Here is a 17,320-nt window from a genome sequence, read left to right on the forward strand (position 1 = left end):
TCTAGGTTGGCGGACGTGCCAATGAAGCCTGAAGCGAGCCAGGTCCTCGTCCGCCGTGCCCTGATCGCCGACGTGCGTGAGATCAAGCAGCTGGTCGACGCGGACGCCGGCCGGGTGCTGCTGGAAAAGGACCTGGTCACCCTGTACGAGAGCGTGCAGGAGTTCTGGGTCGCCGAGGTCGACCAGGAGGTGGTCGGTGCCGGGGCGCTGCACGTGCTGTGGGAGGACCTCGCCGAACTCCGCACGATCGTGGTGGGCAAGCAGGCCCGCGGCAAGGGCATCGGGAACGCGCTGGTCGGCAGGCTCATCCAGCACGCGGTGGACCTGGGCCTGCGCCGGCTGTTCGTGCTGACCTTCGAGACCGCGTTCTTCGCCGGTCACGGCTTCCGCGAGATCGACGGCGCGCCGGTGTCCCAGGAGGTCTACGAGGAGATGCGGCGCTCCGCCGACCCCGGCGTGGCCGAGTTCCTCGACCTCCCTTTTGTGAAACCGAACACGCTCGGCAACACGCGGATGCTGCTCGAACTCACTTCTTGAGCTTCAGGATGTCGACGCCGCGGGTGTTGTCGGCGACGTAGACCAGGCCCTTGTGCCAGTACGGCGCCCAGGACGCGGCGTCGGCGGGCCGGTGGTAGGCGATCTGCTTCGGGTCGGTCGGGTCGCTGACGTCGAGGAAGCGGGTGCCCTGGGCGTAGAAGGACTGCACCAGGATGTCGCCGCGCTTGTCGAAGTAGTGCGCCGAGCAGTCGCCGGAGGCCGGGTCGCTGCCTTCCTGCCCGGCCACGCCCCACGTCCCGACCGTCTTCATCCGGAACGGATCCTCCGGTGTGGAGCGCCAGCCCTCGCCGCCGTAGGACCCCTCCAGCGAAGAGATCACCAGCACGCCGTCGCCCGCGCACCCGTCGAGGAAGCTCTCCTCGACGGCGTAGATCAGGTTGTTCTCACCCCACGGCCCGTGCTCGACCGGGCGCAGGCTGTTGTGCATGAACTTCGACGGCGCCGCTGTCTCCTCGACACCGCCACCCGCGTAGGGCACCGGCGCGATCGGCGTGGCTTTGCGCCACTTGCCCTGAACCGGGTCGCGGTGCCAGCCCTTGGTCCAGTACCCGCGCACCCCGCCGCGGCCGGACACCCAGGCCACGCCGGTCTGGTCGACCTGCACGTCGTGCACGTAGTCGGTCTTGCCGTCGTTGCGGGCCAGCTCGATCGGCTCGGGGTGCACCTTCGGCTTGGCCGGGTTCCGGATGTCGGTCACCCAGATCGGGCGCCCGCCCCAGTCGGCGGGCTGGTTCGCCGCCTTCGCCGGGCCGCCGGTCCACAGGTACTGGCAGTCGTTGACGCAGCTGGTGGTGTGCCCGGCGGGCACCCGCACGTAACTGCGCACCACCGGCTTCTCGGGATTCTTCACGTCGACCACGTAGATGCCGGACTCGCCGGTCTGCGTGTTCCCGCCGAACGCGCGCGGGTCCCTGGCCAGGAACACCAGCTTGCGCTTGCGGTCGACCTCGGTGTTCTCGGTCTCCCACATGCCGGGCAGGCTCAGCTCGCCGATCAGCTTGGGCGCGGTGGGGTTCGCCAGGTCGTAGGACTTCAGGCCGAACTCGCCGGAGACCACCATGACGTCGCGGCCGCCGTAGTCCAGGAACTCCAGTGCGATGGCGCCCTGGGCGTCGGGCACGTTGCCGACCGCCTCCACGTTCTTGACCGCACCGGGCGCGCCGGCGGCGGGGGCCGCCTTGGGTTCCGGCCCGTCCTCCTCCCCGCACGCGCCGGCGGGCAGGGCGGTGACGATCGCCGTGGTGACCACGGCGGCCAGGGTCAGGCAGGTGCGGAACATCGGTGACCTCCCAGTGACGAGCCCCGCGTACTGTATTGCGCCGCGTTCACCGGATACAACCGCCTTCCGTTGGTGCTAGACAGACCTCATGCGCCTGATCTCCGTGCTCCTGCTCGCCGCGGTGCTCACCGCGTGCACCCCGGCGCCCGAGCCGCCGGCGCCGGACGTGCTCACCGTCGGTGTCACCGAACCGGGCAGCCTGGTACCCGCCGAGGTCCGCGACCAGGCCGGGCGGACGGTCGTCTCGGCACTGTGGACACCGATCCCGGCGGAGGCGGCCACCAGCCCGGATCTGCTCACCTGGACGGTGAAACCACCCACCGGCCGGTTCCACGACGGCACCCCGGTCACCGCGAAGTCCTATGTGGACACCTGGCGACTGACCGGCGGATCCTTGGGCGCCAGGGAAATCACCGCGGTCGACGAATCCACCGTGCGGATCGTGCTCGAACACCCGTCCGGGGAAATCCCGGTGAAACTCACCGCACCGGCCTTTCTCCCGCTGCCCGAATCGGTGCTCGCTTCCGGTGACTGGAACGGGTTTTCCCGCCATCCGATCGGCAACGGGCCGTACCGGATGGCCGCGCCGTGGGAACCGGGAAAGGGCGCGAAACTCACGCGGATCACGCCGGAATCCGGGAAGCCCAGGGAAATCGAGCTGCGCGCAGGCGCACCGGGCACGCACTACGACGAGGTGAAGGCGGGCACGCTCGACCTGGCCACCGAAGTACCCGGCGACCGCCACGAAGCCATGCACACCGACTTCGCCGACCGGCACGCGATGTGGCCGCTGCCCTCGGCCGGCTACCTGGTTTTCCCGTTGGGGGACAAGCGGTTCGAGGACGCGGCCGTACGCTTCGCGTTCGCCATGGCCATCGATCGCGCGGCCGTGGCGAAGGGGCCGCTCGGCGATCAGGCGGACCCGGCGAAGGGCGCGCTTCCCGGCGACCGCTCGGCCACCTGCCGTCCGTGCTCCCACGATCCGGCGGCCGCGAAAGCCCTTGCCTCGCAAGGCGGTTTCAGCGGTGAGGTGAACCTCTACTTCGCACCGGGCGAGGAAGCCTGGGCCCGCGCACTCGCCGAGCAGGTGCAGGCCGCGCTCAGCGTCCCGGTCCACGCGAAACCACGGCCGGAAGGCACTTTGGACGGCCCGCTGGCGATCACCGTTCAAGCGGCGACCCCCGGTGAGGCGGTGACCGCGCTGACCGCCGCGACTGCGTACGCGGGCGCCGGTTTCGGAGACCTGGTGGCCGCGGCTTCGTCGGCCACCGGCGAAGAAGAACGCGCCCAGCGGTACCGGCTGGTGGAGAACCAGCTGCTGCGGGACCTCCCGGCCGCGCCGATCTGGACCGGTCACGGGCACGCGGTGTGGTCACCGCGGGTGCGCGGCGCCACCGCACTGCCGTTCCGCGGAATCGAACTGACAAACATCACGGTCGCGAACTGAACCGTTGGAAGGAATTCACTGGGTTTCCTACGCAAGGTGGTGGCGTCCGGAGAATTCTTGCCCAATGCTGAGCTCACCCTGTCGAGAGATCACAGCGAGGGAGACAGCGATGTCCGTGACCGCCCTGCCCGAACCAGCCACCCGACGCCGCAGATCAGTTCGCGGCCTGCTCCGCAAGCTGACCGTTTCCGCCGCGGTGGCGGGGAGCCTGGTGATCGGCGCGGGGACCGCGCAAGCCATCGACGTGCGGGCGGTGACCGACGACTACCTGTTCAGCAAGTCGCTGTCGGGCTTCGTCAGCGTGCGCGGCACCTATCCGAGCGACCTGGACTGGTCGACCGACGCCTGTTCGTGGTCGCCCGACAAACCACTGGGGTACAACTTCACGCAGGCCTGCTGGCGCCACGACTTCGGTTACCGCAACTACAAGAAGCAGAGCCGGTTCACCGACGCCAACCGCCTGAAGATCGACAACAACTTCTACGACGACATGAAGGACATCTGCAACGGCGCGGGTGCCTGCAACGCGGCCGCGTGGACCTACTACCAGGCCGTGCGTCAGTTCGGCGCCAGCTGAGCCTCCCCCCGGCGGGTCGTGAGTGCCTAAGCTCTGGGCACTGACGGCCCGTCCTGGGGGTAGGCATGGATCTCGAGGTCACCGATCACCTGCTCGGCACCACCCGCGCGGTGCGCCGGAAGCTCGACCTGGACCGGCCGGTGGAACGGCAGGTGATCCTGGACTGCCTGCGGCTGGCGGTGCAGGCCCCGACCGCGGGCGCCACGCAGCAGTGGCGCTGGCTCGTGGTCCGCGACCAGGAGCGGCGCAACCGGCTCGGCGCGATCTTCCGCGAAGTCGGCACGGCGTACCTGGACGCGAAGGTCGCGGACAGTCCTCAGCGGGCACGCACGCTCGCCTCTGCACGGCATCTCGTCGACATCATCGAGCGCGTCCCGGTGCTGGTCATCCCGTGCCTGCTGGGCCGCCCGCACGGCGGCAACGACGCGCTCTCGGTTTTCTACGGCGGCATCTTCCCGGCGGTCTGGAGCTTCCAGCTGGCGCTGCGGGCCCGCGGCCTGGGCTCCACGCTCACCAGCTACCACCTCGAACGCGAGGCCGAAGCCGCGGAAATCCTGGGCATCCCGGCCGACGTCACCCAGGTCGGCCTGCTGCCCGTCGCCCACACCACGGCGACCGACTTCAAGCCCGCGCCACGCACCCCGCCCGAGGACCTGACCTACCAGGACACCTGGGGCACTCCGCTCTGACTACTCGTCGTCGCCGCTGGGGCCGCCGCCGCGGATGAGGTACAGGACCGACTCCAGCTCCTCCGGCTTGATCAGCACGTCGCGGGCCTTCGAGCCCTCGGACGGGCCCACCACACCGCGCGACTCCAGCAGGTCCATCAGCCTGCCCGCCTTGGCGAAGCCGACGCGCAGCTTGCGCTGCAGCATCGAGGTCGAGCCGAACTGCGAGGTGACCACCAGCTCGGCTGCCTGCAACAGCACGTCCAGGTCGTCGCCGATGTCCGGGTCGATCTCCTTGGCCTCGCCCGCCTTCGCCGCGGTGACGCCCTCCTGGTACTCGGGCTGCGCCTGCTCCTTGGCGAAGTTCACGATCGCCGAGATCTCGTCGTCGCCGACGAAGGCACCCTGCACGCGGACCGGCTTCCCGGCGCCCATCGGCAGGTACAGCGCGTCACCCATGCCGATCAGCTTCTCCGCGCCCGGCTGGTCCAGGATGACCCGCGAGTCGGTCAGCGAGGAGGTCGCGAAGGCCAGCCGCGAGGGCACGTTCGTTTTGATCAGGCCGGTCACCACGTCCACCGAGGGCCGCTGGGTGGCCAGCACCAGGTGGATGCCCGCGGCGCGCGCCTTCTGGGTGATCCGCACGATCGCGTCCTCCACGTCGCGCGGCGCGGTCATCATCAGGTCGGCCAGCTCGTCGACGATGGCCATGATGTACGGGTAGGGCTGGTAGACCCGCTCGCTGCCCGGCGGCGCGGTGATCTCCCCCGAGCGCACCTTCGTGTTGAAGTCGTCGATGTGGCGCACCCGGTTGGCCTGCATGTCCTGGTAGCGCTGCTCCATCTCCTCGACCAGCCAGGCCAGCGCGGCGGCCGCCTTCTTCGGCTGGGTGATGATGGGCGTGATCAGGTGCGGGATGCCCTCGTACGGGGTCAGCTCGACCATCTTCGGGTCGATCAGGATCATCCGGCACTCGTCCGGGGTGGCCCGCGCCAGCAGCGAGACCAGCATCGAGTTGACGAAGCTCGACTTACCGGAACCGGTGGACCCGGCCACCAGCAGGTGCGGCATCTTCGTCAGGTTCGCGGTGACGAAGTGGCCCTCGATGTCCTTGCCCAGCCCGATCACCATCGGGTGGTTGTCCTTGACCGCCTTCGGCGAGCGCAGCACGTCACCGAGGCGCACCATCTCGCGGTCGGAGTTGGGCACCTCGATGCCGACCGCGGACTTGCCGGGGATCGGCGCCAGCAGCCGCACGTTGTCCGTGGCTGCGGCGTAGGCGATGTTCTTGGTCAGCGCGGTGATCTTCTCGACCTTCACGCCGGGGCCCAGCTCGACCTCGTAGCGGGTCACCGTCGGACCGCGGGTGAAGCCGGTGACCTGTGCGTCGACGTTGAACTGCTCGAGCACGCCGGAGATCGACTCGATCATCACGTCGTTGGCCTTGCTGCGGGACTTCGGCGCCTCGCCGAGGGTGAGCAGCTCCGCCGACGGGAGCTGGTAGTCGCCCTCCACCGTGCGGGTCACCGCCATCGGCGCCTCGGCCTTGCGGGCCTTCTTCTCCGGCACCTCGGCGGGCTTGACCTTCGGCGGCGGGGGCAGCGGCTCGTCCACCGGCAGTTCGAGCTGCGGGTCCTTCTCCTCCGACGCGGCCGACTGGCGGCGGCGCGACGGCTTGCGCAGGCGGACCGCCTTGGGATCCGCCTCGGTGATCTCCTCGGCTTCCCGCGCCTTGCGCTCGGCACGCGCCTCGCGGTGGGCCTGCTCCTCCTCCAGCTCCTCGGGGTCCATGCCCCACTCGCGCAGGCGCTGCGGGATCTGCCGCACCGGGGTGCCGGTGAACACCAGCACGCCGAAGCCGAGCGCCAGCGCCAGCAGCGGCACCGCGACCCAGGTGGTCACGCCGACGGCGAGCAGGCCGCCGGAGAGGTAACCGAGGAAACCACCGGCGTACATCCGGTCCACGTTGGCCGAGGGCAGCGCGTTGAACAGGTGCAGCAGGCCGAGCACGGCGAAGATCATCAGCAGCGCGCCGATCACCCGGCGCGGCCTGGTCTCCGGCTGCGGTTCCGAGCGCATCAGCGCCACCGCGGCCACGGTGAGCACCAGCGGCAGCGTCACCGAACCGGCGCCGAACACCGTGCGCGCGCCGATCTGCACCCAGTTGCCCACCGGACCGGCCGCCTGCCACCAGACCCCGACCGCGATCACGATGGCCAGCCCGATCAGCGCGAGCGCGAGGCCGTCCCGGCGGTGCTCCGGCTCCAGGTCACGGCCGCGGCCGACCGTCCTCGCCAGCGAGCCGACCCCCTTGGCCAGCAGGTTCCACCCGCCGCGCACGGCCCGGCCGAACCCGCCACCGGACTTGCGGCGCGGGGCGGGCTTGCGCGCGGGCGGTCGCTTGGCCGTGGTGCGCGGGCGGCTCGTGCCGCGCGAACTCCGCGCGGGTGCCTTCCCACCGCGCCCACCACCACGACCGGAACTCCGTCCCTTGGTTGCCGACCCACCTGCCATGGGTTCCACGGTAACCCTCGGTCTCGCTCAGCCACATCTGCCACTCGCGGCACAGGGGGAACATTTCTCACGTTACCGATGAACCGGTCCCCAAACCGGGTGAAATCCGACCGTGACAGGATCTGCCCCATGTTCGCTCTGCACCGCGACGAGAACGGGCGGCTCCGGGGTAACCGGCGAGCGCCGACGCCGGCGATCTGGCGCACCATGCTCGCGATCGACCACCGCCTGGTCAACCTGGTCGGGAAGCTGCGGATCACCGGTCAGGTGCCCAGCGGGCTGCGCGACCGGCCGCTGCTGATGGCGGCCAACCACATCGGCGTGTTCGACCCGTTCGTGCTGATGGCCGCCTGCCGCAAGATCGGCATCGCGCCGCGGTTCATGCTGGCGGGCGGCATCCTGGACGCGCCGGTGATCGGCCCGGCGCTCAAGGCCAGCGGGCACCTGCGGGTCGACCGCGGCAAGTCCGACTCGGCGCTGGCGCAGTTCGGCGCGGCGGTCGAGGCGATGCGCACCACGCGGGCGCCGATCATCGTCTATCCCGAGGGCCGGATCAGCCACGATCCCGGCCTGTGGCCCGAGCGCGGCAAGTCCGGCGCGGCGCGGCTGGCGATCGCGTCCGGGGTGCCGGTGATCCCGATCAGCCAGTGGGGCGCGCACGAAGCCGTCTACTGGGGCACCGAGACGGTGACCGGGCCCGCCGACATCGTGCCGCTGGCGAAGTCGGGGCTGACCGCACCGCTGCGGCGGCCGGTGTTCCGGGTGCACTTCGGCGAACCGGTGGACCTGGCCGACATCGAACCGGACCGGCCGGGGGCCGGAGTGCGCGCGCACGCGAAGATCATGCGCGCGATCACCGACGGTCTGGTGCCGCTGCGCCGGGGCGAAATGGACGTCCCGCGCTTCCACGACCCGACCCGGCCGACGGACACCGTCAGCCCGTGGAAGCCGTAACTCCCGTCCGACTTTAGGCAGTTACCGAAAAAGGGTTCCGGACCGTCGGTGCCTGGTCGTATCGTGCGAACCATGGTCACCGAGGTCCAGCCCCGCCCGCCCGCCGTCCACCGGGGCCGCGGCACGGTGCTGATCCTGGTCGCGGCCCTGTTCTTCAGCAGCTCCGGCGCACTGGGCAAACCGGTGATGCTGGCCGGGCTGAGCCCGGAACAGGTCGCCGCGGCACGCATCGGGCTGGCCGCGCTGGTACTCGCCGCCGGAGTGGCCATCGCACGGCCGTCGCTGCTCCGGGTGCGCGCGTCCGACTGGCCGCTGCTGCTCGGGTACGGGCTGCTGGGCGTGGCCGGGGTGCAGCTGTGTTACTTCGTCTCGGCGAGCCGGATCCCGGTCGGCATCGCGATCCTGCTGGAGTTCACCTCGCCGGTGCTGATCGCGCTGTGGGTGCGGTTCGTGCGGCGGGTGCGGCTGCCCAGGGTGATGTGGGGCGGGATAGCGCTGGCGATGATCGGGCTGGCCATGGTGGCGCAGGCCTGGGAGGGCCTGCGGCTGGACGCGTTCGGCGTGCTCGCCGGGGTCGGCGCGGCGATCTGCTCGGCGGCGTACTTCCTGATCGGGGAACGCGCGGTGGCCGACCGGCACCCGCTGGGCCTGGTCACCTGGGGCATGATCGTCGGCGCGGTGGCGGTGTGCGTGGTGGCGCCGCCGTGGACCATTCCGTTCTCGCTGCTGTCGTCGCCCGCGCAGTTCGGCCCGTGGCAGCCGCCGATCTGGGCGCTGCTGGTCGCACTGGTACTGGTGTCCACGGTTTTCGCTTACCTGGCAGGCATTTCGTCGCTGCGGCACCTGCCGGCGCCGGTGGCGAGCGTGCTGGGCCTGTGCGAACCCCTGCTGGCCGCGGGCCTCGCCTGGGTCCTGCTGGGGGAGGCGCTGAGCTGGGTGCAGCTGCTCGGCGCCGCCATCCTGCTCGGGGGCGCGCTGGTGGTCCAGCTGAACTCCCCCACCAAGTCCCCCGGCGGCGCCGCCCCCGCCTGACCGGAACGGGGGCGGCCGCGCGGTACTAGAAGGACTTGAGTTCGCCCAGTTCGGCCTGCTGGTCCTGGCTGATCCGGCCGGCGAGTTCCTTCGCCTGCGGGTTCTTCCCGTTCGCCTTCTCGGTGTCGGCGACCTTCACCGCGCCTTCGTGGTGCCGGGTCATCAGCTCGATGAACTTGGCGTCGAACTCCGGGCCGCTGGCCGATTCCAGGGCCATCATGTCGGCGTCGGTGACCATGCCCGCGTGGCCGCCGTGGTCGAGGCCGGGGTCCTCCGGCGGCTGCTGCCCCCACACCTCGAGCATGCCCGACAGCTGCGCCATTTCCGCGTCCTGCGCGTCCCTGATCTTCAGCGCCAGCGCCTTGACCTTCTCGCTGCCCGACTTCTCCACCGCCAGCGCCGCCATGTCGACGGCCTGCTGGTGGTGCGGGATCATCTCGGTCGCGAAGGCCACGTCGGCCTCGTTGAACTCCCCGGAAACCTGCGGCCCGGCGGCCGCCGCCGGCGGCGCCTGCGGGGCCGGCTCCGGTGCGGCGTCCTCTCCGGAACAACCGGCGAGCACCAGCGCCGTGGTCACACCGGCGACGGCCAGGACCTGCCGTCGGGGGAAGCGGAACATGCGAAGCTCCTCGTGAAAACGGAAGAATCGGGTGGTGCGCCTAGGCGCTGTCCGGTGAGTCTGCTCGATGGGCTTCGTGATCCAGGTGGTCCCTGGCCGCGAAGACCGCGAGCGTGACTTACCGGACAGCGCCTAGATTCGCAGAACGTGACGGGTGGGCGCACACCGGGTCAGTTACAGCAGGCGAGCTTGCTCAGCGCCGCGTAGAAAACCTCGTTGATCTGCCCCGGATCGGGCGTGGTGAACGCCTGGCCACCGGTCGCCGCGGTGATTTCCTGCAGTTCGGCCACGTCGATGTCCGGTCCGACGCCGATGCCGATCAGCTGGATCGGCCGCTTCGGATCGGCCAAGCCACCCAATTGGGTGAGCAGTTCCTCGCGGCTGATGCCGTGGGAATCCTCGTTTCGCCCGTCGGTCATCACCACGACGAGGTTCAGCCGTCCCGGTTCCCATTCCGCGCGCGCCGTCCGGTAGGCGTCGAGCACGCTGTCGTACAGACCGGTCTGGCCGTCCGGCGTCGCCTGGATGGCACCGAGCGTCGCCTCCGCGCCGCGCGCGAGCTGCTCGCTCACCGGCGCCATCGGCAGCACCTCGCGGTAGTCCTTGTCCCCGTCGAGCTTGGTGGCGAAGGTCAGGATCCGGATGTCGCTGGTCGGCCGGAACAACCGCAGCGCGCGCTGCGCCGCCTCCCGCGTCAGCTCCATGCGCGTGCGGCCGCTGACCGGCTCCACCGCGTTCATCGAGCCCGAGACGTCGATCAGCACCTGCAGCCGTGAGCTGAGATTGATCCCGGCCCACTGGTTGAGGATCAGGTCGACCTCGTCGGCGGGCGGCATCGTCGCGGGCTGCAGGTCGCGCGAGACCACCCGCCCGTCCTGCGACCGGTCCCGCAGCGCCTGCCCACCGGGAGCTCGGAAACCCGCGTCCGCGAAGGCCTGCACGCCTTCCGGAGCTTCGACGGCGTGCAGGAACCGGTCCGCCGCCGCGCGTTCCGCCTCCCCCGCGCCGAGCAGCACGGCGAACGGGTGGTCCAGCGCGGGGGCCAGCGGCGCGTACACCGCGACCAGTCCGCGCCCGCCCTGTTCGACGTTGTGGCGCAGCAAGGAGTTCTCGGTGGTGGGGAACGCGGTCAGGGTTTCCCTGGCATCCGCCGAGGGCAGCCGGTTGAACAGTTCGGGCGCGCCCGCGACCATGTTCGGCGACAACCGGCGCAGCAACTCGGCGAAGGCCGCGCCCGGATCCGGCTTGTCCTTGACCGTGTCACGCGCGGCGAACAACGCCGACACCCCGACCGGATCACGTGCCGGATCCGGCATGCCGACCCGCAGCGCGGTGTCGGCCGAGCCCAGCACATCGGACCAGGTGAGCGTCTTGTCCGGCCAGCCGAGCGTGCTCGCGGTCTGCTCGTCGAGCGCCAGCACCACCGGCGAACCGGCGATCGACCGCCCCGAAGTGGGGATGTCGGCGCCCGCTTCCCGCGCGCGCCGCAGCATCAGCGTCGACTCCGGCACCCAGACGTGGGGTGCGCCGGTCTGGGGCAGGGCGAGATCCTCGACCACGCGCAGCGAGTCCCGGCTCTGCACCTCGACCGTGCCGCATCCGGGGCCCGTGCCCGGCGGCAGCGCGCTCGCGATGCGCGTGAGCACCGGCGCGGTCTCCTCGGCGGCGACCACCCGCAGCGTCACCGGTTCGGCGCAGCCGGTACGGGCACGCACCAGTACCACGGCTCCCCAGGAGATCCCGGCCACCAGCAAAACGGCGGCCGCCAGCAGGACCGGCAGCCGCCGGAGTCTTCGGACCGGAACCGCGGAATGTCGCCCCATGCGCCGCCTCCTGGCCGGGAGTCCCGTCCAGGTTAAGCGGCAAGGCGTCAGACCGGAATGACCGTCGGCACGATCATCGGCCGGCGGCGGTAGGTTTCCGCCACCCAGCGGCCCACCACCCGGCGGACCGACTGCGCGATCCGGTGCGTGTCGGTGATGCCCTCGGCCTCGGTGCGCGACAGCTCCATCTCGACCAGCGGCACCACCGCGTCCAGCGCCTTCGGGTCGTCGGAGAAGCCGCGACCGGCCACCGTCGGCGGGCTGACCGCGCGCCCGGTGCTCGAATCCACCGCCACGTTGATCGCGATGAATCCGCCCTCACCGAGGACCAGCCGGTCGGACAAGGTGGACTCGCCGACGTCGCCGACCGAGAGCCCGTCGACGTAGACGTGCCCGACCTCGACCCGGCCGCTCAGCCGCGCGCGCCCGTCGACCAGGTCGACCACCACGCCGTCCTCGGCGATCACCACGTTCTCCGGCGCGACGCCGGTGCGGACCGCCAGCTCACCGTTGGCCACCAGGTGCTTCCACTCGCCGTGCACCGGCATCACGTTGCTCGGGCGCACCGCGTTGTACAGGTAGAGCAGCTCACCGGCCGAGGCGTGCCCGGACACGTGCACCTTCGCGTTGCCCTGGTGCACCACGTTCGCGCCGAGCCGGACCAGGCCGTTGACCACACCGAACACCGCGGTCTCGTTGCCCGGGATCATCGAGCTGGCCAGCACCACGGTGTCCCCGGCCTTGATCGAGATCTGCCGGTGCTCGCCGCGGGCCATCCGCGACAACGCGGACAGCGGCTCGCCCTGCGAACCGGTGGAGACAAAAAGGACCTTGCTCTCCGGCAGGTTCGCCGCCTGGTCCAGGTCGACCAGCAGCCCCTCGGGCACGTTGAGCAGGCCGAGATCGGCGGCGATGCCCATGTTGCGGACCATCGAGCGGCCGACGAAGGCCACCCGGCGGCCGTGCTGCACGGCCACGTCGAGCACCTGCTGCACGCGGTGCACGTGGCTGGCGAAGCAGGCCACGATCACCCGCTGGTCCACCCGGCGGATCACGTCGTCGAGCACCGGGCCGATGTCGCGCTCGGGCATCACGAAGCCGGGGACCTCGGCGTTGGTCGAGTCCACGCAGAACAGGTCCACGCCCTCGTCGCCGAGCCGCGAGAACCCGGCCAGGTCGGTCAGCCGCCCGTCCAGCGGGAGCTGGTCCAGCTTGATGTCACCGGTGTGCAGCACCACCCCGGCCGGGGTGCGGATGGCCACCGCCAGCGCGTCCGGGATGGAGTGGTTGACCGCGAAGAACTCCAGGTCGAACGGGCCGACCTGACGGTGCTCGGTCTCCTTGACCTCGATCAGCTTCGGCCGCTGCTTGTGCTCCTTGCACTTGGCCGCGAGCAGCGCCAGGGTGAACCGCGAACCGTAGATCGGCAGGTCGGGCCGCAGGCGCAGGAGGAACGGCGCGGCGCCGATGTGGTCCTCGTGGCCGTGCGTGAGCACCAGCGCCTCGATGTCGTCGAGCCGGTCCTCGATCGCCCGGAAGTCGGGCAGGATCAGGTCCACGCCCGGCTGGTCGTCCTCGGGGAAGAGCACACCGCAGTCGACGATCAGCAGTCTGCCGTCGTACTCGAACACGGTCATGTTCCGGCCGACTTCGCCGATGCCGCCGAGCGCGACCACGCGCAGCGCGCCGTCGGGTAGTGCGGGTGGTGCCGAGGTGGGGCCGGGTCCGATGGACAGTGAGCTCAACGGTGAATTGTCCCAACGCTGGTATGGGTGGTCGGTGCGACGTACGCCGCCGCGGAGTCGGCGTGCGCCACCCGTGAACTATGCCAGTCGCCCGCCGGTGCGGCGTCGAGCGGCACGCCAGCCTGGGTCAGATCCGCCGAGATGGCCGCGATCTGCTCCTCGGTGGCCGGCACGATCGGCAACCGGGGGTCGCCCGCATCGTACCCGCGCAGCCGCAGCGCGGTCTTGCTGAAGACCACCCCGCCGACCCGGGAAAAGGCCCGGTAGACCGGCAGCATGCCGCGGTGGTTGGTGCGCGCGGTGGAGGTGTCGCCCTCCTCGTAGGCTTCGATCATCGCCCGGATGCGCCCGGCGACCACGTGCCCGACCACGCTGACCACGCCTGCCGCGCCGACCGAGAGCCACGGCAGGTTCAGCCCGTCGTCGCCGGAGTAGTAGGCCAGGTCGGTGTTCGCGATGACCTCGCTGCCCGCCAGCAGGTCGCCCTTGGCGTCCTTGACCGCGACGATGCGCGGGTGCTCGGCGAGCCGGCGCAGGGTGTCGACCTCGATCGGCACGATGGAGCGCGGCGGGATGTCGTAGAGCATGATCGGCAGCTCGGTGGCCTCGGCCACGGTGGTGAAGTGCGCGTACAGGCCCGCCTGGGTCGGCCGCGAGTAGTACGGGGTGACCACCAGCGCGCCGTGCGCGCCCGCCTTCTCGGCCTGGCGCACCAGCTCCACGCTGTGCGCGGTGTCGTAGGTGCCGGCGCCGGTGACCACGGTGGCGCGGTCGCCGACGGCCTCGACCACGGCGCGGATCAGGTCCGCCTTCTCCGCGTCGGAGGTGGTCGGGCTCTCGCCGGTGGTGCCGTTCACCACCAGCCCGTCGTTGCCCAGGTCCACCAGGTGCTTCGCGATCTCCTGGGCCCGCTTCAGCTCCAGTGCCCCGTCGCGGTCGAAGGGAGTGATCATCGCGGTGAGCACGCGGCCGAACGGCCGTCCCGGCGCTGCCGAAGGTGGAGTGGACATGCTCCGACGGTACCTGTTCACCGCCGGTAACCCGGTGTCGACCTCGTAATATGACATGATCAACGCACCTGGTCACCGGTCGGTGCAGAATCCCCGGTCGACGGGCTCCGTTACCGGAACTCCTTCGCCCGCCGGACGCCTACCGGATGCTGCCGGCGGCCGCGGAACTCAGCGTGCCGCCGCCCGTTTTGCTCAGCACGCAGTAGGCGTTCCTGACCACGTTGCCCGACTCGTTCTCCTTCGCCTGCCACGCCTGCTGGGTCGGCAGCAGCGCGCGGTACTGCAGGCCCGGCCGCTGGCTCGCCTGCACGGCGTTGGAGTGGAACATCATCTCGCAGCGGGCCTCGGTCGACAGGCGCAGCCGGTCCTCCTCCGGGTACGCGGCCAGCGGCGCGCTGTCGCTGACGCTGCTGTCGCCGCCGAGCGTGTCCAGCACGCCGAAGACCTCGAAGTCGTGCTGCTCGTCGCATTCGACCTTGTTGCTCGACGAGATCGACCGGCCCGGCTCCAGCGGCACGTTGTAGCAGCGCTGCGAACTCGACGGCGTGTCGAACTGCTGGATGTCGCCCTGGGTGCCGTAGGTCAGCGCGGGCAGCATCGCCGAGTCCCGGCTGGGCGATCCCCACCAGTTGCCGAGGAAGAAACCGCCGGCGAGCAGTACCACCGCGGCCAGCGCGGCACCGGTGATCAGCAGCGGGCGCTTCCCCTTCGCGGGCGCGGCGGGCGGCGCCTGCTGCTGCCGGGCGTAGTGCGTCGGCGCGGGACCGGCCATGGTCGGCGGCGGTCCGTTGTAGACGGACGTCGGGGTGTGCTGGCCGGTGCCCGCCGAGGCCATCTGCAGCAGCCCGTGCGCCTGGTGCGCGGTCAGCCTGCCCTCCGGGGAGGCGACCAGGAAGCCCATCACCACCGAGGCGAGCGGGCCCTGGGTGCGGGTCAGGTACGGCACCTCGTTCATGATCGCGTGCAGGGTGGCGGCGGTGCTGGTGCGCTCGAAGGCGAGCACGCCCTCGGCGGCGAAGAACAGCGTCACACCGAGCGACCACAGGTCCGAGGCGGGCCCGGCCTCCTGCCCGGAAACGCGTTCCGGGGCCATGAACGCCGGACTGCCCACGATCATGCCGCTGGTGGTCAGCCGCGGGTCGTCCACCGCCTGCGCGATGCCGAAGTCGGTCAGCTTCACCCGGCCGTTGGGCGCGACCATGATGTTGCCGGGCTTGACGTCGCGGTGCACGATGCCCGCCTCGTGCGCGGCCTGCAGCGCGGCCAGCACCTGCAGGCCGATGCTCGCCACCTGCTGCGGGGGCAGCGCGCCCCGCTCGCGCACCAGGTCGGACAGGGTGGGCGCCTCGACCAGTTCCATCACGATGTAGGTGGTGCCGGCTTCGGCGACCACGTCGAACACGGTGACCACGGCCGGGTCGTTGAGCCTGCCGCCGGTGCGCACCTCGCGGAGCACGCGCTCGGAGAACACGCCCGCGTCGTCGGCGCCGTCGGGCAGGCGCAGTTCCTTGATCGCGACGTGCCTGCCGATCACCCTGTCCTCGGCGCGGAAGACCACGCCCATGCCGCCGCGGCCGAGTTCGCCGAGCAGGACGTACCTGTCGGCGATCACACGGGGCCCTGGCGCGGGCGCCTGGGCCCGCTGGGTCGTTTCCTCGGTCACGATCGGCGCGCCTCCCTCGGTTTGGCCAGGATGGTAGTCCGACCGCGTGAGGCGTCGTGCGGTTCCTGGCCGAGCCGGGGAATTACGGTGTTTCAGCCCGCGAAGGTCAGGTACAGCAGTGCCACGTTCAGCGTGATGATCACCGCGGCGACCAGCCAGGCCAGCGTGGTGGTGGCGCGGTGGTTGGCGTCGGCGCCCATCAGCCCGCGGTCGCTGGTCAGCCGGACCAGCGGTACCAGCGCGAACGGGATGCCGAAGGACAGCACCACCTGCGAGACCACCAGCGCGCGGCTGGGGTCGACGCCGATCGCGAGCACCACGATCGCCGGGGCCAGGGTGACCAGCCGGCGCAGCAGCAGCGGGATCCGCTTGCGCAGCAGGCCCTGCATGATCATCGCGCCGGCGTAGGCACCGACCGAAGTGGACGCGAGCCCGGAGGCGAGCAGGCCGATCGCGAACAGCAGCGCGATCCCCGGCCCGAGCACGTCCCCGACCGCCGCGTGCGCGCCCTCGATGGAGTCGACGCCTTCGCGTCCGCGCAGCGTGGTCGCCGCGAGCAGCACCATCGACAGGTTCACCGCGCCCGCCAGCAGCATCGCCAGCCCGACGTCGAACTTGGTCGCCTTGAGCAGCCGGGTGCGCCGCTCCCCCTCGACCCGGCCGTGCCGGTCGCGGGCGAGGCCGGAGTGCAGGTACACCGCGTGCGGCATGACCGTGGCGCCGAGCATGGCCGCGGCGATCAGCACGCTCTCCGCGCCGTCGAACCGCGGGACGAGGCCGCCGAGCGTGCCGGACACCGACGGCGGCTGCACCACCACGCTGGTCAGGAAGCCGACCGCGATCACCGCGAGCAGGCCGGTGATCACCCGCTCGAACGGGCGCTGGCCGCGTTTGTCCTGCACCAGCAGCAGCGCCATGGACACCACGCCGGTGATCACGCCGCCGAGCAGCAGGGGCAGGTCGAACAGCAGGTAGAGAGCGATCGCGCCGCCGACCACCTCGGCCAGGTCGGTGGCGATGGCGACGAGTTCGGCCTGCGCCCAGTAGGCCAGCCGGGCCGGGCGCGAGGTGCGCTCACGCACGGCTTCGGGCAGCGAGAGGCCGGTGACCAGGCCGAGCTTCGCGGAGAGGTACTGGACCAGGCAGGCCATCAGGTTGGCCGCCACGATCACCCAGACCAGCAGGTAGCCGAACTGGGCGCCGGCGCTGATGTTGGAGGCCACGTTGCCGGGATCGACGTAGGCGATCGCGGCGACGAACGCCGGGCCGAGCAGCATCGAGCCGGCGCGCACCCGCTTCAGGCGCTCCCGGTTCGACGGGGCGGCATCGGTCAACGCCATGGCAAACCTCCGGTTTCAAGTGCGGCAACTTGAATTTTAGGCATGCCGAACATCGGTGTACATACCGCCGTAACGGGGACAGCTGTGACTT

The 17,320-nt window shown here is 70.9% G+C and carries 14 protein-coding genes; 6 read left to right on the forward strand and 8 right to left on the reverse strand.

The window, feature by feature from the left end:
- The first annotated feature begins 21 nt into the window (after positions 1 to 21).
- Positions 22 to 537: an amino-acid N-acetyltransferase gene (locus YIM_RS35560; protein WP_153037454.1), complete on the forward strand. Its 516-nt coding sequence runs from the start codon at positions 22 to 24 to the stop codon at positions 535 to 537.
- On the opposite strand, the gene YIM_RS35565 is transcribed toward YIM_RS35560, so the two are convergent.
- Positions 527 to 1,837 (reverse strand): LVIVD repeat-containing protein, encoded by a 1,311-nt coding sequence (locus YIM_RS35565; protein ID WP_153034478.1) that lies wholly within the window; start codon positions 1,835 to 1,837, stop codon positions 527 to 529. The two genes, YIM_RS35560 and YIM_RS35565, sit on opposite strands and share 11 nt — an antisense overlap.
- Before the next feature lie 88 nt (positions 1,838 to 1,925).
- Between YIM_RS35565 and YIM_RS35570 the strand changes: the two genes are divergently transcribed.
- From YIM_RS35570 to YIM_RS35580, 3 genes are all read left to right on the forward strand, one after another.
- The gene (locus YIM_RS35570) at positions 1,926 to 3,284 is read left to right on the forward strand and encodes an ABC transporter substrate-binding protein (protein WP_153034479.1); all 1,359 of its coding nucleotides are present in this window, start codon (positions 1,926 to 1,928) and stop codon (positions 3,282 to 3,284) included.
- A gap of 109 nt (positions 3,285 to 3,393) precedes the next feature.
- Positions 3,394 to 3,861 carry a phospholipase gene (locus YIM_RS35575; RefSeq protein WP_153034480.1) on the forward strand — a complete coding sequence of 156 codons (468 nt, stop codon included), beginning with the start codon at positions 3,394 to 3,396 and terminating at the stop codon, positions 3,859 to 3,861.
- A 65-nt stretch (positions 3,862 to 3,926) separates the two neighbouring features.
- Positions 3,927 to 4,550: a nitroreductase family protein gene (locus YIM_RS35580; protein WP_153034481.1), complete on the forward strand. Its 624-nt coding sequence runs from the start codon at positions 3,927 to 3,929 to the stop codon at positions 4,548 to 4,550.
- Here the strand turns inward: YIM_RS35580 and YIM_RS35585 are convergent, their stop codons facing one another.
- Complete coding sequence (locus tag YIM_RS35585; protein ID WP_153034482.1) at positions 4,551 to 7,043, reverse strand: DNA translocase FtsK; 2,493 nt, start codon at positions 7,041 to 7,043, stop codon at positions 4,551 to 4,553.
- Between the two features lie 129 nt (positions 7,044 to 7,172).
- Between YIM_RS35585 and YIM_RS35590 the strand changes: the two genes are divergently transcribed.
- Both YIM_RS35590 and YIM_RS35595 read left to right on the forward strand, forming a co-directional pair.
- Positions 7,173 to 7,997 (forward strand): 1-acyl-sn-glycerol-3-phosphate acyltransferase, encoded by an 825-nt coding sequence (locus YIM_RS35590; protein ID WP_153034484.1) that lies wholly within the window; start codon positions 7,173 to 7,175, stop codon positions 7,995 to 7,997.
- A gap of 72 nt (positions 7,998 to 8,069) precedes the next feature.
- Positions 8,070 to 9,029 (forward strand): DMT family transporter, encoded by a 960-nt coding sequence (locus YIM_RS35595; protein ID WP_153034485.1) that lies wholly within the window; start codon positions 8,070 to 8,072, stop codon positions 9,027 to 9,029.
- Positions 9,030 to 9,054: 25 nt separating this feature from the next.
- On the opposite strand, the gene YIM_RS35600 is transcribed toward YIM_RS35595, so the two are convergent.
- From YIM_RS35600 to YIM_RS35625, 6 genes are all read right to left on the reverse strand, one after another.
- The gene (locus tag YIM_RS35600; protein ID WP_153034487.1) at positions 9,055 to 9,648 is read right to left on the reverse strand and encodes a DUF305 domain-containing protein; all 594 of its coding nucleotides are present in this window, start codon (positions 9,646 to 9,648) and stop codon (positions 9,055 to 9,057) included.
- A gap of 170 nt (positions 9,649 to 9,818) precedes the next feature.
- A complete protein-coding gene (locus YIM_RS35605; RefSeq protein WP_153034489.1) occupies positions 9,819 to 11,471 on the reverse strand; it encodes a substrate-binding and VWA domain-containing protein in 1,653 nt (550 codons plus the stop codon).
- Positions 11,472 to 11,518: 47 nt separating this feature from the next.
- Positions 11,519 to 13,207, reverse strand: coding sequence for a ribonuclease J (locus YIM_RS35610; RefSeq protein WP_255463079.1), 1,689 nt, complete (start codon positions 13,205 to 13,207; stop codon positions 11,519 to 11,521).
- 5 nt (positions 13,208 to 13,212) lie between these two features.
- A complete protein-coding gene (dapA, locus tag YIM_RS35615) occupies positions 13,213 to 14,226 on the reverse strand; it encodes a 4-hydroxy-tetrahydrodipicolinate synthase (protein WP_153034490.1) in 1,014 nt (337 codons plus the stop codon).
- Between the two features lie 139 nt (positions 14,227 to 14,365).
- On the reverse strand, positions 14,366 to 15,889 hold the full coding sequence (locus YIM_RS35620) for a serine/threonine-protein kinase (protein ID WP_153034492.1): 1,524 nt from the start codon (positions 15,887 to 15,889) through the stop codon (positions 14,366 to 14,368).
- A gap of 92 nt (positions 15,890 to 15,981) precedes the next feature.
- Complete coding sequence (locus tag YIM_RS35625; protein ID WP_194239859.1) at positions 15,982 to 17,229, reverse strand: Nramp family divalent metal transporter; 1,248 nt, start codon at positions 17,227 to 17,229, stop codon at positions 15,982 to 15,984.
- Positions 17,230 to 17,320: the final 91 nt, after the last annotated feature.

The organism is Amycolatopsis sp. YIM 10, from assembly GCF_009429145.1.
Classification (GTDB): domain Bacteria; phylum Actinomycetota; class Actinomycetes; order Mycobacteriales; family Pseudonocardiaceae; genus Amycolatopsis.